Raw genomic sequence first — 25,430 nt, forward strand, 5'->3', positions numbered from 1 at the left:
CACGCAGGCACCCCCCACGTAGACCGTCTCCACCCCACCCGGACGCACGGCGTAGGTCTCATGCCAGATGCCGACCGCGTCCGGGTGCCGCCGGGACGCCCGGTTGAAGGCCCGCCAAGCCGGCAGATGCTCCTGATCCGCGTCGTGGGCGTAGGCGTAGAGGCCCTCCACACTGCGCCAGTACTGGACCACCCAGGGGCCCCTGGCGCCCAGCAGCGTGCTGGCCCCCAGGAAGCCGAGATCCGTCCCCCGCCCTGCGGTGGCGGCGTCCTTGGCGCGATGCAGCTCGGCAAGCATGCGCGGCATGGCGGCCGCCACGGGTGCCCACAGGTCGGGGCGGTGCGGCTTGCGGATCGTCATGCCGATGTGGAAGACGACGAGGCCCTGCGAGGTGTCCAAGGCGTGGGTGGTGGGCATGGTCATGGTGCCTCCTGGGTTCACGACGCCTGGCTGGCGGTACGCGGTGGCGGGGGCCGGGGAGCGCCCTGCCATTGATGGATAGTGCCACTATCCAATATGAGGCTGCGCAGTATCCAGGGCTAGGTGTTCCACTTCATGAGGTTGTTTACAGGAGGTCGAACAGGGTGGGCTCGTGCCCGAGGCCCTCGATCTAAGGAACGTCGAGCACCTTCGGCTGAGGCTGGACCCGGTACGACGTGATCGGAACCCGGCTGGCCGGTGGCTTGTTGCCCAGGCTGCTGTGCGGACGGTCATGGTTGTAGGTGTTCAGGAATGCCGCCAGCGCGGCGGTGCGCTCACCGTCGCTGGCGTAGGCGCGTACGTAGAGCCACTCTTCTGTCGAGATGCAGCGAAGATTTCACAAACGCGCAAATATGTTTCATACGACCACGAGCCACTTAGGTATTGACAGTTGAACCCTGTCCGGGTGCAGCTCGTGGTTCTCCAGTCAGCCCGTGTGCGACGCTGACGCCATGAACCAGCCCTCCATGGCCACCCTGTCTTCGGGAAAAATCACCCTGCGTGACGCCCGTCGCGGGACCACACGGGATGTGGAACTGGAGCCCTTCGAGATGGCCGTGCACCCCCTCCGTGACCGGAGCACCGGACGCCCGCTCACGCCTCTGACATGGTTCGAGACCATCAACCTCTGCAACGAGCTATCCAATGCTGAAGAGCTGCAGCCGGCCTACACGCATGCTGGGGACGGACGCTCCGTCACCTGGAACACGAGCGCTGACGGGTACCGATTGCCCACCGAGGCCGAGTGGGAGTACGCCTGCCGCGCCGGAACGACCTCGCCCACCTACGGGCCGCTTGAAGACATCGCCTGGACCAGCCTCGACCACCTTGAGGGCCCCCAGCCCGTCGGCATGAAGAAAGCCAACCCGCACGGTCTGCACGACATGCTCGGCAACATCTGGGAATGGTGCTGGGACTACGCCGATCCCGCCCGCTACGGCGACTACCGCAGTCTGCGCGGGGGTGGCTGGGCGGATGAACCCTGGAGCGTGCGCGCCTCAGTGCGCCGGGGCAGCGCCCCGGACGCCGTCCTGGAGGACGTGGGACTCCGCCTGGCCCGGGGTCTGGTCGGCAGCCCGGGACAAGCTCAGGGCTGGTCCCATGAGGCAGACAGGCAACGAGCCGCCATCTGCGGGCCGCTTCCCGTGGGGTGGACACCCTTGCGGGAGATCTTCGCCTGAGAAGGGAACCGCCCAGCCTCATTCGGCGGAACGGAGCCGATCCGTCGGCAACGACAACATCACCGTCGCGGTGAGATCCGGCGCCTTGGCCACCGCCCTGTCATCGAGCCGCGGCGCCACTGTGACGGCCTCTCGTGAGAACTCCTGGATGCCCACGGGCACCCATGCGTCACCCTCGGTGCGAAGCAGCCACTGTTCGCCCAACGCCTGCAAACCGACGGTGTCAAGCAGTTCTTCGGCCTCGGTCGACTCCATGGGTTCACCGCATCGCCGACGCAGGAGGTCGTAGGGGATGAAGAGGCCTTCGTCGGTCATCTCGATGTACCCGACGTGCTCGCGGTCATCAGCGCGGAGGTGATCTAAAACAGTGGTCACGGTGACAGCCTAGAGTTGTCGACTCGATACCCCAGCCTGCTCCCCGCCCCAGCACGGCAGGGGCGTCCGGCCAGGCTCCCTCACACACCGGATCCCGCCCCCTCTCCGAACGGTTCACGGCGAGTCGCGTGCAGTCTTTGCTGCATCTCGACAACCCCGAGGGTGACGACGTCCTCCACGGGATCGGCCCGGCCACTGACTGTCCCCGTGCTGCTGCGCCCGCGCGCCTTCACCAGGGTCACCGTCAGAGACCCCTGCCTGGGGTCTCCGGCACCGCGCTTCCCGAGCGTTGACCCCACTCACTGACGGGTCTGGGCGCGAGTCGGTTTCGTACCAGTCTTCGCTGCCTTCGTCGATGCGGCAAGGCAGTCCACGGTTCTGATGAGCCGAGGGGTCACTACTCTCCGACGCGCAGCGCCAGAACCCAGCGGATCGCCCCGCAGCATCGGTGCACCACAAGGCACACCTCGGACGCTCCAACCATTGTTTGCAGCACTTGCGCAATGCAGCTCACACGATCGCCTCCCTCCTTGCGGAATACCTGACATGGGTATACGTTTGACTAGTACACGTACCCGGTAGGGGTACTCCCGACGTACAACCCGACATACAAGGAGGACACCTGATGGCTTCGAACGATTACCAGGTGACGGGCATGACCTGCGGCCACTGCGAGATGTCGATCCGCGAGGAGGTCAGCGAGATCCCCGGCGTCCAGGACATCCAAGTCAGCGCGCAGACCGGCAAGCTCAACGTCACCGCCGAGGGCGAGATCGACGACGCCAAGGTCCTCGCGGCGGTCGAGGAGGCCGGCTACTCGGCGGTGCGCGTCTGATGAAGGCCGGAGGACGGCTCGCGCTCTACGGGGCCGGGTTGGTGGTGGCGTTCGGCGGGGCCTTCGGCCTCGCCGGCGCCGTCATTCCCGATAGCTTCGCAGCAGCATGGGCAGAAGGAAGCGGCGTGAACGCACACGGTGAAGGGCACGGCGACGCTGCGCAGGAAACCGCGGAGCCCGCTCTGAACGGGGTCTCCGCAAGCGCGGACGGCTTCGTGCTCTCTCCGGTCCAGGCCCCCACGGCCGCAGGCGAGGATGGAGACCTGAGCTTCCAGATCCTCGACGAGTCCGGCGAACCGGTGACCGAATACACCACCGCGCACGAGAAGGACCTGCACCTGATCGCCGTGCGCACCGACGGCGCCGGCTTCCAGCACGTGCACCCCGAACTCGACACGAGCACAGGCACCTGGTCGGTGCCGTGGACCTGGGACGAGGCGGGCACCTACCGCGTGTACGCCGACTTCACACCCGCGGGCGAGGAAGCCGAAGGCATCACTCTCACCCGCGCAATCGAGGTCGCGGGCGACTTCACCCCTGTCGAGACCGAGGCGCAGCCCACCGACGAGGTCGACGGATACACCGTCTCCCTCAACGGCGACCTCACTGCGGGCACCTCAAGCGAGCTCACCATCTCGGTCGAGCGTGACGGTCAGCCGGTGACCACGCTGGAGCCTTACCTGGGCGCGTTCGGCCACCTGGTGGCGCTGCGCGAGGGTGACCTCGCCTACCTGCACGTCCACGCCGAGGGCGACCAGCCCCAGGCCGGGGACACGGCCGGACCCGAGATCCGATTCGCAGCGGAGGCCCCGACCGCCGACCGTTACCTGCTCTACCTGGACTTCCAGGTCGACGGGCAGGTGCACACCGCCGAGTTCGTGATCGACGCCGAGCACGGTGACGGCACGAAGACAGACGATTCGCATTCCGACGGCCACTGACCCGCAGGGCCCGGCGTCGCACGAGAGCTGAGAAAGAAGGAAGAGGATGAGCACATCAGCGCCCCCAACGGGTGGGCCGGACATCGAGTTGGAGATCGGCGGGATGACCTGCGCCTCCTGCGCGAACCGGATCGAGAAGAAGCTGAACAAGCTCGATGGCGTCGCGGCCACCGTCAACTACGCCACTGAGAAGGCTAAGGTCACCGTGCCTGCCGGCTACGATCCGTCACTGCTGGTCGCCGAGGTCGAGAAGACCGGGTACACGGCCGCACTGCCCAAGCCCAAGGACACTACGGCGAACATGTCGGAGACCGAGGCCGGGGAGGAGGAAGACAGTGAGCTCACCTCGCTGCGGCATCGGCTGATCGGCGCGATCGTGCTCACTGTTCCCGTGATCGCGATGGCGATGATCCCCGCGCTGCAGTTCACGTATTGGCAGTGGGCCTCACTCGCCCTGGCCGCACCGGTGATCATCTGGGGAGCTTGGCCGTTCCACAAGGCGGCGTGGACGAACCTCAAGCACGGTGCGGCGACGATGGACACGCTCATCTCGATGGGTACCTCCGTCGCGCTGCTGTGGTCGCTCTATGCGCTCTTCCTCGGCACTGCCGGCACTCCCGGCATGACGCACCCCTTCGAGTTCACGATCGCTCCGTCGGATGGCGCGGCGAACATTTATCTCGAAGTCGGCGCGGGCGTGACGATGTTCATCCTCGCCGGCCGCTACTTCGAGAAGCGATCCAAGCGCCAGGCCGGGGCCGCGCTGCGCGCCCTCCTGGAGTTGGGCGCGAAGGAAGTCGCCGTACTCCGCGACGGCGTAGAGGTGAAGATCCCCACCTCTGAGCTGGCGGTCGGCGACGAGTTCATCGTCCGTCCAGGCGAGAAGATCGCCACCGACGGTCTCGTGACCTCCGGCTCCTCCGCGGTGGACGCCTCGATGCTCACCGGCGAGTCCGTGCCGGTCGAGGTCCGCGAGGGCGACTCGGTCACCGGTGCCACCGTCAACGCCGGCGGCCGCCTGGTCGTGCGGGCGACTCGTGTGGGTTCGGACACACAGCTCGCACAGATGGCGAAGCTCGTCGAGGACGCGCAGACCGGCAAGGCCGAGGTGCAGCGTCTGGCCGATCGTATCTCCGGCATCTTCGTGCCGATCGTCATCGTCGTCGCGTTCATCACCCTCGGCGCCTGGCTGGGAGGCGGGTTCCCCGTCGCCGCCGCGTTCACCGCAGCGGTCGCTGTGCTCGTCATCGCCTGCCCCTGCGCGCTGGGTCTGGCGACCCCGACCGCGTTGCTCGTCGGCACCGGGCGCGGTGCGCAGATGGGCGTCCTCATCAAGGGCCCGGAGGTGCTGGAGTCCACTCGCAAGGTCGACACCGTCGTGCTCGATAAGACCGGCACCGTCACCAGCGGCAAGATGACTCTGACCGACGTGATCACTGAGCCCGGTGTGGATCGTACGGAGCTGCTGCGTTTCGCCGGTGCACTGGAAGACTCTTCGGAGCATCCGATTGCGCAGGCGATCGCCAAGGGCGCGACCCAGGAAGTCGGCCAGCTGCCTACTCCAGAGGACTTCGCCAATGTCGAGGGCAAGGGCGTGCAGGGCATCGTCGAGGGGACCCCGGTCGTCGTCGGCCGCGAGTCTCTGCTGGCGGACTGGTCGCAGAAGCTCTCTCCGGAGGTCGCACAGGCGAAGGCCCAGGCCGAGGGCGAGGGCAAGACGGTCGTCGCGATCGGCTGGGACGGTGCTGCGCGCGGCATCCTCGTCGTCGCCGACACCGTCAAGCCCACGAGCGCCGAGGCGATCCGCGGGCTCAAGGAGATCGGCCTGACCCCGGTGCTGCTCACCGGTGACAACGAGGCCGTGGCCCGCCAGATCGCGTCCGAGGTCGGCATCGACGAGGTCATCGCCGAAGTGCTACCCAAGGACAAGGTCGACGTCGTCACTCGCCTCCAGGAAGAGGGCAAGATCGTCGCGATGGTCGGCGACGGCGTCAACGACGCCCCCGCGCTCGCGCAGGCTGATCTGGGCCTGGCGATGGGCACCGGCACGGACGTCGCGATCGAGGCCTCCGACATCACGCTCGTGCGCGGTGACCTGCGGGCCGCCGTCGACGCGATCCGCCTGTCCAGGAAGACCCTGTCGACGATCAAGACCAACCTGTTCTGGGCATTCGCCTACAACACCGCCGCGATCCCGGTCGCTGCGCTCGGCATGCTCAACCCCATGCTCGCAGGTGCGGCGATGGCGTTCTCCAGCGTCTTCGTCGTCGGCAACAGCCTCCGCCTGCGCGGGTTCACGAGCGTCGCCTCGAAGTGACGTACGAGAACCCACCCATCCACACGAATCCAATAACGAAGGAACACCAGAGAATGAGCAGCTGCTGCAGCACGAACGAGACCAACCCGGCCGTGGAGAACGGTGGACGCGAGAACCTTCTTGGCGGGGGCGCCGATGACATGACCACCTGCCCGGTCATGGTCGGCACCCCGGTCAGCAAGAAGACCGCCGAGGCCGCCGGCCTCTACCGCGACTTCGAGGATGAGCGCTACTACTTCTGCTGCGCTGGCTGTGGGCCCGCGTTCGATTCGGACCCAGCCAAGTACGCCGCCAACATGGCGTAATCCACCAGCGTGCGGGGTGCCGCGGCACCGCTGCGGCACCCCGCCACCTGATCGGAGCGAACCGACATGACCACTACGACTCCCACCACCGAAACCCACCTCGACACCTGCCCCGCAGGAGGCGACGGCGACGCGTCCGTCCACGGATACATCAGCGATAAGACGAAGTACCGCAATCGCCTGCGCCGCCTCGAAGGCCAAATCCGCGGCATCGATCGGATGGTCGACGAGGACCGCTACTGCATCGACATCCTCACCCAGATCTCCGCAGTCACCAGGGCACTCGAAAACGTCGCCCTCGGCCTGCTCGACGATCACCTCAAGCATTGCGTCCTCGACGCCGCACTCGCCGGCGGACCAGTCAGCGAGCAGAGGCTCGGCGAGGCGTCCGAGGCCATCGCCCGCCTCGTGCGCTCCTGACGCCGGCGCATCAGTTCGATCACGACCAGCATCCAGGAGTTCTTCTATGACCCCACAGCACGTCCTCATCCTCGGATCGGGAGCAGCCGGGGCCGCAGCCGCCCGCACTCTCGCCTCACGCGACGATGTCCGGGTGACGCTGGTGACCCGCACCGGGGAGACGCCCTATACGCGGATGCTCATCAAGGGAATCGCGTTCGGTCAGACACCGCCGGAGATGATCAAGCTCCCGCTGCCTCAGATCGAGGTCATCGCCGACACCGTGCTCAAAGTCGATACCTCGGCGAAGCAGGCCCAGCTGACCTCCGGCGCACAAGTCTCCTACGACGCGCTCATCGTCGCGACCGGGAGCATGCCCCGCTCCCTGCCCGCTGACGTGTTCGGCGGCGACGACGCCGGACAAGGGCGGGTCACCGCTCTTCACTCCGTGGAGGATGCCCTGGGCATCCGAAAGCTGCTGACCGGACTGGGGCGACCCGCGCGGGTAGCGATCTACGGCGGTGGAATCATCGCAGCCGAGACAGCCTCGTCTCTGCAAGCCGACGGACACATGGTCACGCTGGTCTCCCGCAGTTCAGTTCCCGGCGTCGGAGCGTTTGGGGCGCCCGTGGCTGAGCGCCTCGCCGCCGACCATGCCGCCAAGGTGCAGGCCCGATTCGGTCGCACTCTCCAGCATGTCGACGAAACAGAATCCGGTGTCACCATCACCCTCAACGACGGAAATCCCGTCGTGGCTGACTTCCTTCTCCTCGCGCTCGGCACGACGCCCGCAGCCCCGTCACCGTGGACGAACGGTATCGACGTCGACGATCACCTCCGCGCCGCGGCAGACCACGTCTACGCAGCCGGAGGCGTGGCCACGCACCACGACGAGGCACTGGACGCCTGGCGCATCGACCATTGGGAAGACGCCGCCGCACAGGGTGCGCATGCCGCGCAGGCCGCATTGCACGACCTCGGCATTAGCGACGATCCGGGCGCCTACCTGCCACGCAGCCCTTACATGGCAATGGTCTACGGTCAGATGATCTCCGGAGTCGGGTACACAGCCGGCGCAGACGCCCACCTGGAAGCCGGTGAGGAGTTCATCGTCCGCCACGAGACCGACGGCATCGTCGTCGGCGTCACTGGCATCGACGCAGTCGGCACCGTCTACCAGTGGGGGCAGCAGCTCCACGGCGTGCGGGCATAGGCAATGGCGGGAGACTGTATTAGGCAGATCCCACGGCGGGGCTTCGTGCTCTCGCTGGCAGCGACCATTCTCATGATGGCCGCTGCCAGCGCGCCGTCCTTGTTCTACCCCCAGATCGCCGAACGGCTCGGACTCATCCCCGTCGCCACCACACTCGTGTTCGCGGTCTACACCTTCACCCTCCTGGCCGCGCTGCTCTACCTCGGACCACTCTCCGACCACGTCGGCCGACGTCCGGTCGTGGCCGCCGGTTCTTTGGCGCTGGCGCTGAGCGTGGCCATGTTCTGGTTCGCCGGTAGCCTCGCGGCGCTCCTGGTCGCCCGAGCCTTGCAAGGGCTCGCAGCGGGGCTGCTGATCCCGGCGCTGTCGGCGATGATGATCGACTTCGAGTCCCCGTCACATCGGAACATCGCAGCCCTGTGGAACACGATCGGCCCGATGATTGGCCTTGGGGCCGGGGCTCTCGGTGCTGCACTTCTCCTCGATCTCACCTCCGAACCGACAACTGCCGTCTTCGGGTCGCTCGTGCTTGCCTTCCTCATCGTGGCAACGGTCGTGTGGAGCACACCGGAACTGGCCCCGAAGACCCAGATACGACGTGGCGACCTCCGTCCGCGGTTCACCGTGCCACCGCACCTACGCCGCATGTTCACCGCCGGAGTGCCCGTGATCATCGCCGGGTGGGCGACCAACGGGCTTTTCCTCGCGCTCGGAGCCGACCTCGTCGGCAGTGAGCTTGGGGGCTCCACGCACACCCAAGCTGGGATCGTCCTCTTCGCACTGGCGATCTCCGGAGTCACCGCCTCCTCCGTCCTACAGCGGCGTTCCGCCCGCACCATCAGCCTGTATGCGACCAGTGCCCTGGCGTTCGGCACCGCAGTGAGCATCGGCGCCCTCGCACTCGGTTCCTACCCAGCCTATGTCGCCTCGGTCGCGATCGTCGGTTCCGGGTTCGGCACAGCGTTCCTCGGGGTACTGCGCACACTCATGCCCCACACGGCATCGTCGGAACGCGCCGCCGTGATGGCTGTGATCTACACAGTTGCCTACCTGGCATTCGGCGTGCCCACCATCGTCGCCGGATTGCTCGTGCCGGTGCTCACCCTGTCGGGGACGATGACGATCCTCGGTGCGATCATCATCGCCCTCAGCCTCGTCGCCACCGTCCTGCGCCTGCGCATCCCGCACCCGGCCGCAGGCCCGGCAGAGACTGACGACTTCCCCGAGCCTCCCACCGGCTCTCACCGCCGATCCGCACCCGACCGAGAGGAGCAGCCATGACCTACGTGATCGCGCTTCCCTGCGTGGACGTCAAGGACCGCGCCTGCATCGACGAATGTCCTGTCGACTGCATCTACGAGGGCGAACGCTCGCTCTACATCCACCCCGACGAATGCGTCGACTGCGGAGCCTGCGAACCGGTCTGCCCCGTCGAGGCCATCTACTACGAAGACGACCTGCCCGACGAATGGTCTGACTACTCCAAGGCCAACGTCGAGTTCTTCGACGAGTTGGGTTCTCCCGGAGGAGCCGCGAAGACCGGACCGACGGGCTTCGACCATCCCCTCATCGCCGCATTGCCCATCCAACACGAGCAGACCCTCTGAGAAGGGGCTTCCGATTGATCCATACCGACACAACACACAAGCCTTGACTAGTACCCCCTAGGGGTATAGGGTAGGCATATTGATGAAAGGAAATGACATGCAGAGGAGACTGCGAACAGGACTGGCAGCGGGAGCCCTCGGAGTGGCGCTCGTGCTCGCCGGTTGCGCCAGCGGAGCAGACGACAACCAGCAGACCGACCCCTCGGCTACTGAGGAGCATCAGGGCCACGGCGGCAACAACGCAGAAAGCGGTGATGAAGAGATGGAGCACCCGATGGACGGCGGACCGGCACCCGAGGGTATCGCCGAAGCCAGTGAGCCCACCTACCCTGTCGGTACCGAGGTGCAGCTCACGGCCGACCACATGGAAGGCATGGAAGGGGCTACAGCAACGATTTCCGGCGCATTCGACACGTACACGTACTCCGTGAACTACACGCCCGCAGGTGGCGGCGACCCCGTCACTGATCACAAGTGGGTCGTGCAGGAAGAAATTGAGGATGCCGGCGACGCGCGCCTGGCCGACGGCACAGAGGTGACTCTGCTCGCCGAGCACATGGAAGGCATGGAAGGCGTAAAGGCCACCATCGCTTCGTCCACCGATGAGACGGTCTACATGGTCGACTACGAGACGGACGGCATGAAGATGACGAACCACAAGTGGGTCGTCGAGAGCGAGATCCAACCAGCGTCCTGAGCCGACGTTCGCTTGCCCGGCCACCGGGTGAGCGGCAATCGGCCTGGCTCGATGACGGAGGAGAGGAATCATGACGGACCCGAACTCACAACAGCACCACGGCCACGAAACCGATACACCCGCCCACGGCGAGCATCACCACGGGTCTGTGTCCGCGCACGCCTCGGCGGATGCGCACGGCACGCGCGAGGGTCAGCACACCGGGCATCAGGGCCACGCCATGGACCACGGGCAGCACTCAGGCCACACGGGCCTCGACGAGCACGGCGGCCACGATGAGCATGCCCAGCACGGTGGGCACGGAGATCACAGCGGCCATGGCGGGCACGGGGACCACGTTGGCCAGTTCCGCCGACTGTTTTGGATCAACCTCGTCATCGCCATCCCCGCGGTCGCCCTCTCACCGATGTTCGCCATGCTGCTGGGCTACGAGGTCCCCGGCTGGGCGGGCTGGGTCGCCGCGGCACTGGGCACCGTCATGTACGTCTGGGGCGGCAGGCCCTTCCTCACCGGTGCCGTCAGCGAGTTGAAGTCCCGCAAGCCCGGGATGATGCTGCTCATCGCTCTGGCGATCACGGTGGCCTTCTTCGCCTCCTGGGCCGCCACGCTCGGGCTCGTCCATCACGAGCTCGAATTCTGGTGGGAACTGGCGCTGCTGATCGTAATCATGCTGCTGGGCCATTGGATCGAGATGCGCTCCCTGGCCCAGACCACCTCGGCGCTCGACTCGTTGGCGGCACTGCTGCCAGACGAGGCCGAGCGCGTCGAGGGCGAGAACGTCGTCAAGGTGGCCCCAGCCGACCTCGACGTGGGCGACGTGGTCCTCGTGCGCCCCGGCGGCAGCGTCCCGGCCGACGGAACCATCGTCGACGGCCGCGCCGACATGGACGAGTCCATGATCACCGGCGAGTCCCGCCCGGTCTCTCGCGGCGAGGGCCAGACCGTCACCGCCGGCACCGTCGCCACCGACTCCGGCCTGCGGGTGGAGATCACCGCCACCGGTGACGACACCGCCCTGGCCGGCATCAACCGGCTCGTCGCCGAGGCGCAGAACTCATCCTCCCGCGCCCAGCGGATCGCCGACAAGGCCGCGGCCTGGCTGTTCTGGTTCGCTCTTGGCGCGGCGCTGGTCACTGCGGTCGTCTGGACGCTCATCGGCATGCCCGACGAGGCCGTCGTGCGCACCATCACCGTGCTCGTCATCGCCTGCCCCCACGCCCTCGGCCTGGCGATCCCGCTGGTCGTCTCCATCGCCACCGAGCGAGCCGCCCGCGGCGGCGTCCTAGTGAAGGACCGCCTGGCGCTGGAGTCCATGCGGCAGGTCGACGCGGTCCTGTTCGACAAGACCGGCACGCTGACCAAGGGCGAGCCCACCGTCACCGGCGTCGAGCCGACCGGCGAACTCGACGCCGACCAGGTCCTCGCCCTCGCTGCCTCGGCCGAGGCCGACAGCGAGCACCCGCTCGCCAAGGCCATCGTCACCGCCGCCAAGGACAAGGGCCTTGCCCTCCAGCAGGCCAGCGGCTTCTCATCCTCGCCCGCCGTCGGCGTCACCGCGACCGTCTCCGGCCAGAAGGTCCGCGTCGGCGGGCCCCGGCTGCTCGAGGAGACCGGTCAGCACGAGGTCGGCACGGCCGAGGCATGGCGCTCCGAGGGCGCGATCATTCTGCACGTTCTCCGCGGCGGCCAGGTGGTCGGCGGGCTGAGGCTCGCCGACGAGGTCCGGCCAGAATCCCGCGACGCCGTCGACGCCCTCCACGCCCTCGGTGTCGAGGTCGTCATGATCACCGGCGATGCCGAGGCGGTCGCGAACGAGGTCGGACGGGAGCTCGGCATCGACCGCGTCTTCGCCGGCGTGCGCCCGGAGGACAAGTCCGCGAAGGTCTCCCAGCTGCAGGAAGAGGGCAAGAGGGTCGCGATGGTCGGCGACGGCGTCAACGACGCCCCGGCTCTGGCGCAGGCCGATGTCGGCATCGCGATCGGCGCGGGCACCGATGTCGCCATCGCCTCGGCCGGGGTGATCCTGGCCAGTTCCGACCCACGCAGCGTGCTCTCGATCATCCAGCTGTCGCGACGCGCATACGGCAAGATGAAGCAGAACCTGTGGTGGGCCGCCGGCTACAACCTTCTTTCGGTGCCGTTGGCGGCCGGTATCCTGGCACCGGTGGGATTCGTCCTGCCAATGTCGATCGGCGCGATCCTGATGTCAGCCTCCACCGTGGTTGTCGCGCTCAACGCCCAGCTGCTGCGGCGCATCGACCTCACACCCGAAGCCAGCACGCGTTCCGTCCTGGAGCGCCAGAAGTAAGGACATGCCCATGTCTGTCGATACCGATTCCCACCAGCACGGCTACATCAGCGACAAGGAGCGCTATCTCGGCCGCATGAAGCGCATCGAAGGACAGGCGCGTGGGATCGCGAAGATGATCGATGAGGAGAAGTACTGCATCGACATCCTCACCCAGGTCTCCGCTCTGACCCGTGCCCTCCAGGGGGTTGCGACTGGTCTGCTCGACGACCATCTCAAGCACTGCGTGCTTGATGCCGCCAAGCTCAGCGACGAGGCGGCCGTCGAGAAGATCCAGGAAGCCACCGACGCCATCAACCGGCTCGTTCGCTCCTGAACCCGGACCCCGATCACCGCGTTCCAGGACACGGCGGGCACAAACCCTCAGGATGCCAGCGCGCTTGATCCTTGCCGACGCGCCGTCCGCCCGCGACGCGCTCACCTTCGCTAAGCGGGCCGCGCAGGCCGGTGCCCATGGCGTGCGCTTGCAGGCCGCGGCCGGGCTGCTGCGCATGAGCGCAGCCGCGCTAACGCCCCGTGGTCCGCTCGACCGCACTCCTACGATCCTCGTCCTTCGCACGCTCCGCTCCGACCCTCAGCTGCAGTGCGACGTCACCGTGGAAACGTTGACCGCGACCGCCGTCCCTCTTACCCTGGCGTTGCCGGAAACCGCGCTGGCACCCGCCTGGACCAGCGTCGAACCCCCGCAACACGGGTGGAGACTTATTGCGGATGTGTCCAGCCTGACGCTGATGCGCAGCGCCCGTGCCGGCATCGAGGCCGTCGCCCAAGCACTTCCCGACAAACCCGGCGACGATGTCGTCCGCAAGATCCGGGGCACGGTTTGGGGCACCCCGGACACGGCACTCGCATCGCTGCCACAAGGCGTTGCGTTCGCCGCCTACGTCTTCGGGTTCCTCAGCCGAGGAAACGGGGCCACGATCTCAACCGCCGGCCGTTGGACGCGGTTGACCCTCCCGACTGGACACGTGCTCCTGCGCGGACCCGTCGCCTCTGGCCTCACCCCGATCCGCCGCACCCGGCCACGCGTTTCCGAGTCCGTCACATCGATTGAATAACCCTTGATACCCTATAGGGGTATGGGGTAGTATTGATGACTATGAAAAAGGTTGAGCACGTGCACGCCACGTATGACACACCGCATCTGAATGCGGCGGTCGGAGTCTTCGCGTTGCTGGCGAATCCGGTGAGTGTGAAGATGATCCTCGCCATTCGCGACATCGAGGTCTCTGCCAATCACCTGGCGGACATCGTCGACCTTCCCGTCGACCAGACCTCCCACGAGCTTCACCGCCTGGAGTCGGCCGGGATCGTGAGTCGGCAGCGACGCGAGTCCGGCGACTTCTACCTATTGAACGGTGTGCATGCCGGGGCGCTGGCTGAGGCTGCGATCTTCCATGCCGAACATCAGCAGCAGGAACGCACTCGTGCGGGTTCTCCCACCTCGAACTCGCGACCGAACTGACAGAGGAGGCATCATGCCCCGTTTTTCCCGATTGACCCCTGAGACCGCAGTGGGGGCCTCACGAGACTTGCTCGGCGATCTCGTCGAGCGGCACGGCCAGGTCGGAGACATGGTCTCGACGATGGCGCACTCCCCGGCGGTGCTCGGCGGCTATCTGCAGCTGAGCAAAGCCATGCGTCGCGCCAAGCTCGACCGTAAGGTCAGCGAGCTCGTTTCGATCGCCGTGCAGTCGAAGCAGGGATGCGGAATGTGCCTGGCCTCGCACATCAGCGCGGCACGATCGCTCGGGGTCAGCGATGACGAGATCGCACTCGCCCAGCAGGGTACGGCGATGACCGGCCCGGTCGCGGCGATGATCGCGCTCGGCCTCCAGGTCTACCGTGAGCCTACGTCGATCACCGACGAGCAGATTGACGAGCTTCGGGGATACGGGTACAGCGACCGTGAGATCTCTGATGTCGTCGGGGTCGTGTCGCTGAACATTCTCACCGGCGCCTTCAACCTGGTTGCTGGCCTCACGCCGGGCGACTGACTTCGCCGGCGACTTGGTGCCTTGGCCGAGAGGATAGGCAGCGGTCTGCAAAACCGTTTACACGGGTTCGAATCCCGTAGGCACCTCCACTTCCCGCTGAGCCCAATAGGACACACGTCGTTGGAGGCGAGTGATGGAGAGCCAGCACATCTTCAACGGTGACATGACACGCGCCGCGCGCATCCTCGTGAAGGTGAGCGCCCAATATATCGCCCGTGAAGCCAACGTGACCAAGGAAGAGTTGCGCGACTTCGAGAAGGGGCGACACGACTTGTCGTAGAAGAAGCAGGAGCGTGTGCGGGCCGCCCTCGAAGAATTGGGGCAGAGTTTCTGCCTGACGGACCCAACGGCGGCTACGGCATCCGTCTGAAGTTCGGCCGTTCCAGGATCTACTCACTTGAACGTTGCGAGGGCGAGGGCGGGCCGCGGCTCACAACAGAGTCTGATCGTCGGACCCAGGCCCATGTGCCCTTCTCGGAACCGGATTCAAACCTACCTTTTCACCTGGAAGATCGCACCACGGCCTCACTGCGCATCCTGGTGCCGTTGCGCCTGGGCCGGCTTTGGCCGTCACACCTTGCCTCTGTTCCAGGAATGGAAGCGTGGGCACGCTGAGCTCATCGAATACAGTCGCCCGACGGACCCGATCTGGGCCCTGCGCGACGGGGGCGATCGATGCCGCACTCATCCGCTCTTCTTCACCCAAACGTGCCATTGGTCCGGGTTTGGAGCGGTTACCGCTGTTCACCGAACGCCTGGTTGCATCGGTGACGAGTACCGACTCGCGTGCCCGGCAGGAGTCGGTGACCCTAGCCGATCTCGCTGACGGGCCGGTGGCGGTCTGCGCGACCGCTCCGACGGCCACCGGGGAGCTGTGGAGTACGACTGCTCGCATGCCGCGCACGATCTCGGTGGCGAACACGGACGAGTGGTTAACCCGCATCGCTGTCGGCGACGCCATCGGCATCACTGCAGAGGCGACAATGTCGACGACGCGTGAATACTGACCCCTGAGCGTCGGGGAATTTTGACCCCTTCCGGGCATCCTTTGGAGGGTGATCAATTTGGAACAGTGGGCAGAGATCAGGCGGTTGCATCGGGCGGAGGGCGTGTCGATCAAGGAGATCGTGCGTCGGCTCGGTGTGGCGCGAAATACGGTGCGGTCGGCGTTGGCGTCAGAGACGCCGCCGTCGTATCAGCGGGCAGGGAAAGGGTCACTCGTTGACGCTGCGGAGCCCGAGATCCGCAAGCTCTTGGTGGTGGATGCGAGGATGCCGGCGACGGTGATCGCGGAGCGGATCGGGTGGGAACACTCGATCACGATTCTGAAGGATCGGATCCGGACGATTCGTCCGGAGTATGCCGGGGTCGATCCCGCGGATCGTCTGATTCATCTTCCTGGCGAGAGCGCGCAGATGGATCTGTGGTTCCCGGAGCCGCGGATCCCTGTCGGGCATGGGCAAGCGTTGATGCTGCCGGTGCTCGTGATGACGTTGACGTTCTCCCGGTTCCTGTCCGCGGTGATGCTCCCGTCCCGGCAGGCGGGCGATCTGGTCGCGGGGATGTGGCAGCTGATCTCTCGTGTCGGGCGGGTCTCGAAGACGCTCGTCTGGGATCGTGAGGCCGCGATCGGGGGGAAGGGGACTGTCACGCAGGCCGCGGCCGCGTTCGCGGGAACGTTGGCGACGAGGATCGTGCTCGCCCCTCCGCGGGATCCGGAGTTCAAGGGCATGACCGAACGCAACAACCAGTACATGGGGTCATCGTTCCTGCCCGTGCGGTCGTTCGCGTCACCGGACAGTTTCAACAGCCAACTCGCGGAGTGGCTCCCGCGGGCGAACTCCCGCACGATCCGCTCGCTGGGCGGGCGACCTATCGACGTGGTGGAGCGGGATCTGCAGGCGATGACCGTGTTGCCGCCGCTGCCGCCGGTGACGGGGCTGTGAAACCGGGTCCGATTGGCGCGGGACTACTACGTCCGCATCGATGCCAACGACTACTCCGTTGACCCTCGCGTGATTGGGCGGCTGGTGGATGTGACGGCCACGCTGACACGAGTGATCGTGATCTGCGATGGCCGCACCGTCGCTGACCACGAACGCTGTTGGGCGAAACACGCGACCGTCATCGACCCTGTCCACGTCGAGATCGCGAGGGGGCTGCGCTCCACGTTCAGCGCCGCGAAACGCGACCGAGAACGACTGCACCATCGCGGGCAGCCAGCGGCCAGCGTGGTGTTTCGGGAACTGCCCGACTACGACGAGTTGTTCGGCGTCGATTTCCCTGTCGATCCTCGAACCGGTGAGGTCCTCTGATGCCCGAAACGGAGATCGCGGCGACGATGGGATACCTGACCCGGGCGTTGAAGACCCCCACGATCGGCCGGGTCTGGGAGACCCTCGGCGATCAAGCCCGCACCGAGGGCTGGTCCCACGAGGAATACCTCACCGCGGTCCTGCAACGCCAGGTCGCGGACCGGGAAGCGAACGGAACGACACTGCGAATCGCGGGCGCTCACTTCCCCGCGGTGAAGACCCTGGACGACTTCAACGCCGACCATCAGCCCTCGCTGCGTCGCGATGTCCTCGCTCACCTCGCGACGACAACGTTCATCCCGAAAGCGGAGAACGTGATCCTGCTCGGCCCACCCGGTGTCGGCAAAACACACCTCGCGATCGGCCTCGGCATCAAAGCCGCGCACGCTGGATACCCGGTGTTGTTCGATACCGCGACCGGCTGGGCTGGCCGACTCCAGGCCGCGCACGCAGCCGGCCGGCTCGAGCATGAGCTGAAACGACTCCGCCGCTACCGGATGCTGATCATCGACGAGGTCGGCTACCTGCCATTCGACGCGGACGCCGCGAACCTGTTCTTCCAACTCATCGCGTCCCGCTACGAGCAAGGCTCGATCGTGCTCACCAGCAACATGCCCTTCGGCAGATGGGGTGAGATCTTCTCCGACGACATCGTCGCGGCCGCGATGATCGACCGACTCGTTCACCACGCGGAAGTCCTCACCCTCGGCGGGGACTCCTACCGCACCAGGGCACGCCGCGAGCTCCTCAAGACCCCCGCACAACCCGCGGGCAAGTAACAACACATCAATTCGAGGGGGTCAAAATTCAACGACGATAAGGGGTCAATATTCGGCCGACGTTGACATCGCGGGCGCCCGAAAGTTACCGTGAATGCAGTCGCCACATCGTCGAGGCGCAAACTACCCACCAGTCGCGCGGGCTTGCTCGTTCGACGACATGACAAAGGACTCATCATGGGATACATCACCACCGAAGACGGCGCAGAGATCTACTTCAAGGACTGGGGCGACAAGAACGCCCAGCCCATCGTGTTCCACCACGGCTGGCCGCTGTCGTCCGACGACTGGGACGCACAGATGCTCTACTTCCTCTCGAAGGGCTACCGCGTCGTCGCCAGCGACCGCCGCGGCCACGGACGTTCGTCGCAGATCAGCACCGGCCACGACATGGACCACTACGCCAGCGACGTGAACGCCGTCGTCGAGCACCTCGACCTGCAGAACGCCATCCACATCGGCCACTCCACCGGCGGCGGCCAGGTCGCTCGCTACGTCGCCAAGTACGGTCAGCCCCAGGGTCGTGTCGCCAAGGCCGTGCTCGTCTCCTCGGTTCCTCCCATCATGCTGAAGTCCGACAGCAACCCCGAGGGCACGCCCATCGAGGTCCTCGACGGTTTCCGTTCCGCTCTCGCCGCCAACCGTGCCGAGTTCTTCCAGGCCGTGGCGTCGGGTCCGTTCTACGGCTTCAACCGCGACGGTGTCGAGGTGTCCGAGCCGGTCGTCGCGAACTGGTGGCGTCAGGGCATGACGGGCAGCGCGCTCGCTCACTACGAGGGCATCAAGGCCTTCTCCGAGACCGACCAGACCGAAGACCTCAAGGCCATCACGGTCCCCGTTCTCGTCATGCAGGGCGACGACGACCAGGTCGTTCCCTACAAGGCCGCCGCGCTCCTGCAGCACGAGCTCCTCCAGAACTCTGAGCTGAAGCTGTACGCCGGCTACCCGCACGGCATGCTGACCACGCACGCCGAGGTCATCAACCCTGACCTCCTCGCCTTCATCCAGAAGTAAGAAGCGGCGCAGTAGAAGAGGTGCACCCGGGATCCGGGTGCACCTCTTCTGCATTCTTGGAAGGAAGAATGCGGCGTCCTGACGATACTGTTCGTCTGTGGACAACGCCTTCGCGACCTGGATCCAGGTCATCGCGTCTCTGCTGTCGGTGATCCTTGCTCTGGTCGGATTGGTCATCGCACGCGACGCCAGCCGCGAGGCTCGCTCCAATCGTGACTTCCAGCTCGACCGGTCTGTCGGAGACGAGTTCGCCATCGCCGTGTCGGCGTTGTCGCTCGCCGGCCGCGAAGACGGGCTGGCGCGGTCGGACTTCGCCCGTCAGTACGGTGACGCGGTGCGATTGTGGAGTGACCGCGTGACGTCTCCTCGCGCGCAACGTCAGCGGGGCGAGGTCGAGGCGTTCCTCCGGAAGCTGGGTCACACCGCGGAGCAGTTGCTACCCGCACTGCCGACCGGGCATGGAACCGATTGCGCGCACGGAGTACGAATTCACCCTCGCTCGCGCGCAACGCGTCACGAGGGAATGGGCATACCCGGAGCAACGCCGCAACGTCATCGTCGGGGTTTTGGAAGACCATGTTGACGAGCTCGCGGAGCCGCGCTCCAGCCCGGACGTGCAGGTGCAACGATGGTTGCTCGTCTCGGACCCGTCCGACAACAAGGTCACGCAGCGGGCACGGTCGGTTCGGGTGGGATGGCTGATGTTTGTCGACGACGTCCGCCGCCGCCGTCTGGGACGAACCATTCGGGAATGGTTCGTCCATCAGCGATTCGCGCGACGGGAGATGCGCGCGTACAGGGCTGGCGTACGTGCCGCTCGTGGGCCGGTGCCTCCGTCGGTGAACGAGGATGCGCCGACAGCCTGACGATTCCGCCTGAAGTCCCAGCCACCTCACGGTCTGGCGCTCCCGGATCTCACTACGCTCGACAGCACCACTCAATCTGGGGAGCACTCATGGGAAGTCCTGTTTACGGTCTCGGCTTCAACCGCGGCGTTGCCGTTGGGATCGAACGTGGCATAGAGATCGGCCTGAAGATGGCTGCCGACGCGGCCGTGCAGCGCCGGCTCCAGATCGCGACCGGCGCTTTGAGGGTCGTCCAGCATGCAACACCTGCCGTCCTCCGCGCCGTGAGTACATACCGCGCGACGAAGGTCGTCGACGCGGCCGCATAAGCGTCACGCCGTCCCGGATCTCCGGGATGGAACACGCACCGCACTCAGATGTAGGAGCTTCTCCTCGCTCGCGGCGCGAGGTGGCGGACCGCTGTCACGACGAGGCCGACCAGCGCCGCGCCGAGGGTTGGCGCGACGAGCGAGAGCCACAACTGCTCGAGCGCGACAGGGCCCCCGTAGACGGCGGTCGCTATCGAGCGGGCCGGGTTGAAAGAGCCGTTCGAGATCGGGATCGCGACGAGCGCCGCCACCGTCAGCGTGAACCCGATGGCCAGCGGCGCGAGCGTCGCGTCCGTGCGACGAGTGGAGACGGCGAGGACGACCGCCATGAGCACGGCCGTGGTGACCGCCTCGATGAGGAACGCCGCCTCCCAGGAGGCCCCGCTTGGTGAGAGCGGTCCCCAGCCGGTGGACGCGAATCCGCTCTTTCGAGCGTCTGACAGGAATTCCGTGCTGGTGCCCGCCGCAACGAGAACAAGTGCGGTGGACGCGAGTAGCCCACCCACGAACTGCGACGCGATGTAGGCCGGGACGCGGCGCCACGAGAAGAATCCGGCGGTCGCCAATCCGAGCGTGACGGCAGGGTTGAAGTGGCCGCCCGACACGGGGCCCCAGGCGATGGCGCCGACGAGCACGCTGAGCCCGAGCGCGAAGGCGACGCCGAGGAATCCGATGTTCACCGCGACATCCGACTTCGAAAAGGATGCGGAGAAGGTCGCCGCTCCGATGACTCCGAACACGAGGACGAACGTGCCCGCAGCCTCCGCGGCGACGGCCGACAGAAGCGGAGCGACGGGTGGCTTTCCGAGCGGGTGCTGTCGACGACGCGTGAATACTGACCCCTGAGCGTCGGGGAATTTTGACCCCTTCCGGGCATCCTTTGGAGGGTGATCAATTTGGAACAGTGGGCAGAGATCAGGCGGTTGCATCGGGCGGAGGGCGTGTCGATCAAGGAGATCGTGCGTCGGCTCGGTGTGGCGCGAAATACGGTGCGGTCGGCGTTGGCGTCAGAGACGCCGCCGTCGTATCAGCGGGCAGGGAAAGGGTCACTCGTTGACGCTGCGGAGCCCGAGATCCGCAAGCTCTTGGTGGTGGATGCGAGGATGCCGGCGACGGTGATCGCGGAGCGGATCGGGTGGGAACACTCGATCACGATTCTGAAGGATCGGATCCGGACGATTCGTCCGGAGTATGCCGGGGTCGATCCCGCGGATCGTCTGATTCATCTTCCTGGCGAGAGCGCGCAGATGGATCTGTGGTTCCCGGAGCCGCGGATCCCTGTCGGGCATGGGCAAGCGTTGATGCTGCCGGTGCTCGTGATGACGTTGACGTTCTCCCGGTTCCTGTCCGCGGTGATGCTCCCGTCCCGGCAGGCGGGCGATCTGGTCGCGGGGATGTGGCAGCTGATCTCTCGTGTCGGGCGGGTCTCGAAGACGCTCGTCTGGGATCGTGAGGCCGCGATCGGGGGGAAGGGGACTGTCACGCAGGCCGCGGCCGCGTTCGCGGGAACGTTGGCGACGAGGATCGTGCTCGCCCCTCCGCGGGATCCGGAGTTCAAGGGCATGACCGAACGCAACAACCAGTACATGGAGACATCGTTCCTGCCCGGGCGGTCGTTCGCGTCACCGGACAGTTTCAACAGCCAACTCGCGGAGTGGCTCCCGCGGGCGAACTCCCGCACGATCCGCTCGCTGGGCGGGCGACCTATCGACGTGGTGGAGCGGGATCTGCAGGCGATGACCGTGTTGCCGCCGCTGCCGCCGGTGACGGGGCTGCGAAACCGGGTCCGATTGGCGCGGGACTACTACGTCCGCATCGATGCCAACGACTACTCCGTTGACCCTCGCGTGATTGGGCGGCTGGTGGATGTGACGGCCACGCTGACACGAGTGATCGTGATCTGCGATGGCCGCACCGTCGCTGACCACGAACGCTGTTGGGCGAAACACGCGACCGTCATCGACCCTGTCCACGTCGAGATCGCGAGGGGGCTGCGCTCCACGTTCAGCGCCGCGAAACGCGACCGAGAACGACTGCACCATCGCGGGCAGCCAGCGGCCAGCGTGGTGTTTCGGGAACTGCCCGACTACGACGAGTTGTTCGGCGTCGATTTCCCTGTCGATCCTCGAACCGGTGAGGTCCTCTGATGCCCGAAACGGAGATCGCGGCGACGATGGGATACCTGACCCGGGCGTTGAAGACCCCCACGATCGGCCGGGTCTGGGAGACCCTCGGCGATCAAGCCCGCACCGAGGGCTGGTCCCACGAGGAATACCTCACCGCGGTCCTGTAACGCCAGGTCGCGGACCGGGAAGCGAACGGAACGACACTGCGAATCGCGGGCGCTCACTTCCCCGCGGTGAAGACCCTGGACGACTTCAACGCCGACCATCAGCCCTCGCTGCGTCGCGATGTCCTCGCTCACCTCGCGACGACAACGTTCATCCCGAAAGCGGAGAACGTGATCCTGCTCGGCCCACCCGGTGTCGGCAAAACACACCTCGCGATCGGCCTCGGCATCAAAGCCGCGCACGCTGGATACCCGGTGTTGTTCGATACCGCGACCGGCTGGGCTGGCCGACTCCAGGCCGCGCACGCAGCCGGCCGGCTCGAGCATGAGCTGAAACGACTCCGCCGCTACCGGATGCTGATCATCGACGAGGTCGGCTACCTGCCATTCGACGCGGACGCCGCGAACCTGTTCTTCCAACTCATCGCGTCCCGCTACGAGCAAGGCTCGATCGTGCTCACCAGCAACATGCCCTTCGGCAGATGGGGTGAGATCTTCTCCGACGACATCGTCGCGGCCGCGATGATCGACCGACTCGTTCACCACGCGGAAGTCCTCACCCTCGGCGGGGACTCCTACCGCACCAGGGCACGCCGCGAGCTCCTCAAGACCCCCGCACAACCCGCGGGCAAGTAACAACACATCAATTCGAGGGGGTCAAAATTCAACGACGATAAGGGGTCAATATTCGGCCGACGTTGACAGACAACGCACAATCACCGCGCGCCGGAGGTGGTCTATCTGCCCATCGAGGATGCCCCACGGGTGACCGTGGCGCTGACCTGGCCAGGGCAGAGGAGGAGCCACCCGCAGGTAGGGGTCTTCGCCACCTGCGCACAGGACTACTTCACCCGACTCATCGACATCGGCTCCCCACCCCGCCTGCTCTCCACCGGGGCCGATGGTCAGCTGACGTAGCTCCCCACTGCAGCTATGCGACCGACCATCCCCCAGGTAGCCCATCCTCGGGTGCGACGGGACCCCTGAGTTTCATTCCGTGTCGGAGCAACAGATCACACTCGACAATATCGCTCTAGCGCGATATGATCGCCCTATGACGATGATTCAAGAGGAGGGGGCAACCCTCGACGAAGTGGCGACAGTAGCGTACGCCCACCTGTTCCAGGCATTTGCGGAGCCGACGAGGTTAGCGATCGTGCAGCACCTCGCCTCCGGGGAGCACCGGGTCCGGGACCTGGTCGAGCACATGGGCCTGGCCCAGTCCACGGTGAGCAAGCATGTCGGCTTCCTCGTCGAGTGCGGCCTGGCGACGATGCGCCCGGAAGGGCGCTCCACTTGGTACTCGCTGGCACAGTCCGAGCTCCTGCGTACCCTCATCGCCGCTGCCGAACGCCTCCTCGATGCCACCGGCACGCAGGCCCTGCTCTGCACGCACCTGCGACTCCCACATACCCACCACGCGACAGATACGGACAAGAAGTAGACATGGGCGCAGGACACAATCACGGCCCCGCCGCCAGCGAGACCGGTCACCCCGGAGATTTCCGCAAGAAACTCTGGATCGCATTCTCGATCACCGCGACGATCGTCGTCGCCCAGGCCATCGGCTCGATCATCACCGGCAGCCTCGCACTGCTGACCGACACCGCCCATGCCATTACCGATGCCTCCGGGCTGCTGGTCGCACTGATCGCCGCGACGCTGATGCTCAAGCCCGCCAACTCCAAGCGCACCTGGGGGTTCCGGCGTATCGAAGTGATCGCAGCCCTCGGACAGTCGGCACTGCTGCTGGCGGTGGGCACCTACGCCGCCATCGAAGGCATCCGGCGACTGTTCGAGCCGCCGGAGGTGCCCGCAAGCGAACTGCTGATATTCGGCATCATCGGCCTGGTCGCGAACATCATCGCCATCACCATCCTCGCCTCCAGCCGCGGCTCGAACTTCAACATGCGTGCCGCGTTCCTCGAAGTTCTCAATGATGCCCTCGGGTCGCTCGGAGTGATCATCGCGGCGATCGTCATCGCCACGACCGGGTTCATGCAGGCCGATGCCATCGCCGGACTGCTTATCGCCGCATTGATCGTGCCTCGCGCGTTCAAGCTCATGCGCGAGACCACTGGCGTCCTTATGGAGTTCACTCCCAAGGGCCTCGACCTCGACAAGGTGCGTTCGCACATCCTCGAACTTGACCATGTCAAAGATGTCCATGACCTGCACGCCTCCACTGTGGCGACCGGCCTGCCGATCCTGACCGCCCACGTCGTCGTCGAGGACGAGTGTTTCACCGACGGTCGTGCCGCGCAGACGCTCCACGAGATCAAAGATTGCGTCGCAGGACACTTCGAGGTCTCCATCCATCACTCGACCTTCCAGATCGAGACCGAGCACATTGCCGAACATGAACCGGAAATCAGCAAGCACGACTGAACGCAGTGCCCCTCCCGGGCTCGTTCCGGGCGGGGGCGCTTCCGCGTCACGCAGGTAGGCACTACCCCTATGGGGTAGTAAGGCCAATTGGCACCACGGGCAGACACGGGAAGGAATCCCATGAAAAACTTCAGGCCATTCCCGAAGTACGGCGGAACGAAAACCGCTGCAATCACCGTCGTGGTCGGTGCTTTCCTGCTCACCGGATGCACGGCCGCCAACGACTCATCCTCAGCCTCCCGGCACTAACGATCAGCTGTCACCAGTTCCTGCTTCACGCCCGCCAGCTGTTTCTCAACTGCTGACCTTTGCCTCGCAGCACGCTTCAGCACAGATTCGCAAGGCTGCACGCGAGAGCATCCCCGACTGATAGCCCGCCGTCGACCACGAGAGGTGACTCCTCTGCACCCGGTGCCTGAGGCGGAAGTCGAGCGGCAGGTGGCACGGCCTCAGAATCGCCTTCCCGGCATGAGCGCACTGTCAGGCGCGCGCCTGGGACATGTCCGCGACGCAGCGGTCAGGGTGGTCGGCTAGATGTACTGACCCTGGGCGTTGATGACTCTCTCGGCGGCCGAGGGGTACATTTCACAGACCCCGCTGAAGGTTTTGCTCCGAGAAGGGTTCACCGCGTGTCGTGTGAAATCTTCGCTGCATCTCTACAGCACCTGAACGGCACTGCTGTCGAGATGCAGCGAAGTTTGCACAAAGTTGAGTCCCTGATAGTGGTGTAACCCTCCCCGGTCACCGACACCGTCCCCTGCACGGACGCGGTCACCGTGGGAGCCTTCGAGCGAACCTTCCAGAGCACTCTCGAA

28 protein-coding genes, 1 tRNA gene and 2 pseudogenes are annotated in these 25,430 nt (G+C 65.8%); 26 read left to right on the forward strand and 5 right to left on the reverse strand.

Annotated features, from left to right (window positions below):
* Together J1M39_RS06015 and J1M39_RS06020 are read right to left on the reverse strand one after the other, a co-directional pair.
* Window positions 1-423, reverse strand: a 423-nt coding sequence (locus J1M39_RS06015; RefSeq protein ID WP_241253891.1) for a DUF4188 domain-containing protein, incomplete at its 3' end; no start/stop codon positions are given.
* 187 nt (window positions 424-610) lie between these two features.
* Complete coding sequence (locus J1M39_RS06020; protein ID WP_101966207.1) at window positions 611-805, reverse strand: integrase core domain-containing protein; 195 nt, start codon at window positions 803-805, stop codon at window positions 611-613.
* A gap of 127 nt (window positions 806-932) precedes the next feature.
* On the opposite strand from J1M39_RS06020, the gene J1M39_RS06025 reads away from it, so the two are divergent.
* Entirely contained in the window at window positions 933-1,661 is a 729-nt protein-coding gene (locus J1M39_RS06025) for a formylglycine-generating enzyme family protein (protein ID WP_223246359.1), read from the forward strand.
* Between the two features lie 18 nt (window positions 1,662-1,679).
* Here the strand turns inward: J1M39_RS06025 and J1M39_RS06030 are convergent, their stop codons facing one another.
* On the reverse strand, window positions 1,680-2,036 hold the full coding sequence (locus tag J1M39_RS06030) for a hypothetical protein (protein ID WP_061873204.1): 357 nt from the start codon (window positions 2,034-2,036) through the stop codon (window positions 1,680-1,682).
* A 625-nt stretch (window positions 2,037-2,661) separates the two neighbouring features.
* Here J1M39_RS06030 and J1M39_RS06035 point away from each other — a divergent pair.
* From J1M39_RS06035 to J1M39_RS06135, 21 genes and pseudogenes are all read left to right on the forward strand, one after another.
* On the forward strand, window positions 2,662-2,871 hold the full coding sequence (locus tag J1M39_RS06035; RefSeq protein ID WP_006213359.1) for a heavy-metal-associated domain-containing protein: 210 nt from the start codon (window positions 2,662-2,664) through the stop codon (window positions 2,869-2,871).
* Window positions 2,871-3,812: a hypothetical protein gene (locus tag J1M39_RS06040; RefSeq protein ID WP_180951262.1), complete on the forward strand. Its 942-nt coding sequence runs from the start codon at window positions 2,871-2,873 to the stop codon at window positions 3,810-3,812. The genes J1M39_RS06035 and J1M39_RS06040 overlap by 1 nt, the downstream gene beginning before the upstream one ends.
* A 46-nt stretch (window positions 3,813-3,858) precedes the next feature.
* Window positions 3,859-6,129, forward strand: coding sequence for a heavy metal translocating P-type ATPase (locus J1M39_RS06045; protein WP_040560307.1), 2,271 nt, complete (start codon window positions 3,859-3,861; stop codon window positions 6,127-6,129).
* Window positions 6,130-6,182: 53 nt separating this feature from the next.
* Window positions 6,183-6,434, forward strand: a complete 252-nt coding sequence (locus J1M39_RS06050; protein WP_006213356.1) for a YHS domain-containing protein — start codon at window positions 6,183-6,185, stop codon at window positions 6,432-6,434.
* Window positions 6,435-6,500: 66 nt separating this feature from the next.
* Window positions 6,501-6,854, forward strand: coding sequence for a metal-sensitive transcriptional regulator (locus tag J1M39_RS06055; RefSeq protein WP_006214162.1), 354 nt, complete (start codon window positions 6,501-6,503; stop codon window positions 6,852-6,854).
* 46 nt (window positions 6,855-6,900) lie between these two features.
* Window positions 6,901-8,046 (forward strand): FAD-dependent oxidoreductase, encoded by a 1,146-nt coding sequence (locus J1M39_RS06060; protein WP_101966194.1) that lies wholly within the window; start codon window positions 6,901-6,903, stop codon window positions 8,044-8,046.
* A gap of 45 nt (window positions 8,047-8,091) precedes the next feature.
* The gene (locus J1M39_RS06065; RefSeq protein WP_101966206.1) at window positions 8,092-9,327 is read left to right on the forward strand and encodes an MFS transporter; all 1,236 of its coding nucleotides are present in this window, start codon (window positions 8,092-8,094) and stop codon (window positions 9,325-9,327) included.
* Complete coding sequence (gene fdxA, locus J1M39_RS06070) at window positions 9,324-9,653, forward strand: ferredoxin (RefSeq protein ID WP_088477532.1); 330 nt, start codon at window positions 9,324-9,326, stop codon at window positions 9,651-9,653. Before J1M39_RS06065 ends, fdxA begins: the two co-directional genes overlap by 4 nt.
* 97 nt (window positions 9,654-9,750) lie before the next feature.
* On the forward strand, window positions 9,751-10,350 hold the full coding sequence (locus J1M39_RS06075; RefSeq protein ID WP_101966193.1) for a YdhK family protein: 600 nt from the start codon (window positions 9,751-9,753) through the stop codon (window positions 10,348-10,350).
* A 406-nt stretch (window positions 10,351-10,756) separates the two neighbouring features.
* A complete protein-coding gene (locus tag J1M39_RS06080) occupies window positions 10,757-12,658 on the forward strand; it encodes a heavy metal translocating P-type ATPase (protein WP_241252635.1) in 1,902 nt (633 codons plus the stop codon).
* Window positions 12,659-12,668: 10 nt separating this feature from the next.
* Window positions 12,669-12,974, forward strand: coding sequence for a metal-sensitive transcriptional regulator (locus tag J1M39_RS06085; protein WP_006214168.1), 306 nt, complete (start codon window positions 12,669-12,671; stop codon window positions 12,972-12,974).
* A gap of 64 nt (window positions 12,975-13,038) precedes the next feature.
* Entirely contained in the window at window positions 13,039-13,716 is a 678-nt protein-coding gene (locus J1M39_RS06090; RefSeq protein WP_225984161.1) for a hypothetical protein, read from the forward strand.
* 41 nt (window positions 13,717-13,757) lie between these two features.
* The gene (locus J1M39_RS06095) at window positions 13,758-14,123 is read left to right on the forward strand and encodes an ArsR/SmtB family transcription factor (RefSeq protein ID WP_061873197.1); all 366 of its coding nucleotides are present in this window, start codon (window positions 13,758-13,760) and stop codon (window positions 14,121-14,123) included.
* 13 nt (window positions 14,124-14,136) lie between these two features.
* Window positions 14,137-14,655 (forward strand): carboxymuconolactone decarboxylase family protein, encoded by a 519-nt coding sequence (locus J1M39_RS06100; RefSeq protein WP_040560569.1) that lies wholly within the window; start codon window positions 14,137-14,139, stop codon window positions 14,653-14,655.
* A 15-nt stretch (window positions 14,656-14,670) separates the two neighbouring features.
* Window positions 14,671-14,744, forward strand: a tRNA-Cys gene (locus tag J1M39_RS06105).
* Window positions 14,745-14,788: 44 nt separating this feature from the next.
* A complete protein-coding gene (locus tag J1M39_RS06110; protein WP_156491183.1) occupies window positions 14,789-14,935 on the forward strand; it encodes a hypothetical protein in 147 nt (48 codons plus the stop codon).
* A 322-nt stretch (window positions 14,936-15,257) separates the two neighbouring features.
* The gene (locus tag J1M39_RS06115; RefSeq protein WP_206496053.1) at window positions 15,258-15,662 is read left to right on the forward strand and encodes a LysR substrate-binding domain-containing protein; all 405 of its coding nucleotides are present in this window, start codon (window positions 15,258-15,260) and stop codon (window positions 15,660-15,662) included.
* A 48-nt stretch (window positions 15,663-15,710) separates the two neighbouring features.
* Window positions 15,711-16,970: pseudogene (gene istA, locus J1M39_RS06120) on the forward strand (IS21 family transposase).
* On the forward strand, window positions 16,970-17,749 hold the full coding sequence (gene istB / locus J1M39_RS06125) for an IS21-like element helper ATPase IstB (protein WP_146314595.1): 780 nt from the start codon (window positions 16,970-16,972) through the stop codon (window positions 17,747-17,749). The pseudogene istA (J1M39_RS06120) and the gene istB (J1M39_RS06125) overlap by 1 nt, the downstream one beginning before the upstream one ends.
* 177 nt (window positions 17,750-17,926) lie before the next feature.
* Complete coding sequence (locus J1M39_RS06130; protein WP_095347764.1) at window positions 17,927-18,763, forward strand: alpha/beta fold hydrolase; 837 nt, start codon at window positions 17,927-17,929, stop codon at window positions 18,761-18,763.
* A gap of 97 nt (window positions 18,764-18,860) precedes the next feature.
* Window positions 18,861-19,346, forward strand: coding sequence for a hypothetical protein (locus J1M39_RS06135; protein WP_135040288.1), 486 nt, complete (start codon window positions 18,861-18,863; stop codon window positions 19,344-19,346).
* A gap of 354 nt (window positions 19,347-19,700) precedes the next feature.
* Here the strand turns inward: J1M39_RS06135 and J1M39_RS06140 are convergent, their stop codons facing one another.
* A complete protein-coding gene (locus J1M39_RS06140; RefSeq protein WP_158185006.1) occupies window positions 19,701-19,868 on the reverse strand; it encodes a hypothetical protein in 168 nt (55 codons plus the stop codon).
* Between the two features lie 113 nt (window positions 19,869-19,981).
* The gene (locus J1M39_RS06145; RefSeq protein ID WP_095347762.1) at window positions 19,982-20,719 is read right to left on the reverse strand and encodes an aquaporin; all 738 of its coding nucleotides are present in this window, start codon (window positions 20,717-20,719) and stop codon (window positions 19,982-19,984) included.
* A 105-nt stretch (window positions 20,720-20,824) separates the two neighbouring features.
* Between J1M39_RS06145 and istA (J1M39_RS06150) the strand changes: the two genes are divergently transcribed.
* The 4 genes and pseudogenes from istA (J1M39_RS06150) to J1M39_RS06165 all read left to right on the forward strand — a co-directional run bounded on the left by istA (J1M39_RS06150) (window position 20,825) and on the right by J1M39_RS06165 (window position 24,615).
* Window positions 20,825-22,084 carry an IS21 family transposase gene (gene istA, locus J1M39_RS06150; RefSeq protein WP_135040290.1) on the forward strand — a complete coding sequence of 420 codons (1,260 nt, stop codon included), beginning with the start codon at window positions 20,825-20,827 and terminating at the stop codon, window positions 22,082-22,084.
* Window positions 22,084-22,863, forward strand: a pseudogene (istB, locus tag J1M39_RS06155) (IS21-like element helper ATPase IstB). Before istA (J1M39_RS06150) ends, istB (J1M39_RS06155) begins: the two are co-directional and overlap by 1 nt.
* Before the next feature lie 418 nt (window positions 22,864-23,281).
* Window positions 23,282-23,671 (forward strand): ArsR/SmtB family transcription factor, encoded by a 390-nt coding sequence (locus J1M39_RS06160; protein ID WP_040560570.1) that lies wholly within the window; start codon window positions 23,282-23,284, stop codon window positions 23,669-23,671.
* 2 nt (window positions 23,672-23,673) lie between these two features.
* A complete protein-coding gene (locus J1M39_RS06165) occupies window positions 23,674-24,615 on the forward strand; it encodes a cation diffusion facilitator family transporter (protein WP_101966191.1) in 942 nt (313 codons plus the stop codon).
* Window positions 24,616-25,430: the final 815 nt, after the last annotated feature.

It is taken from the genome of Micrococcus sp. KRD077, assembly GCF_017168505.1.
In the GTDB taxonomy this organism is placed as follows: Bacteria; Actinomycetota; Actinomycetes; order Actinomycetales; family Micrococcaceae; genus Micrococcus; species Micrococcus luteus.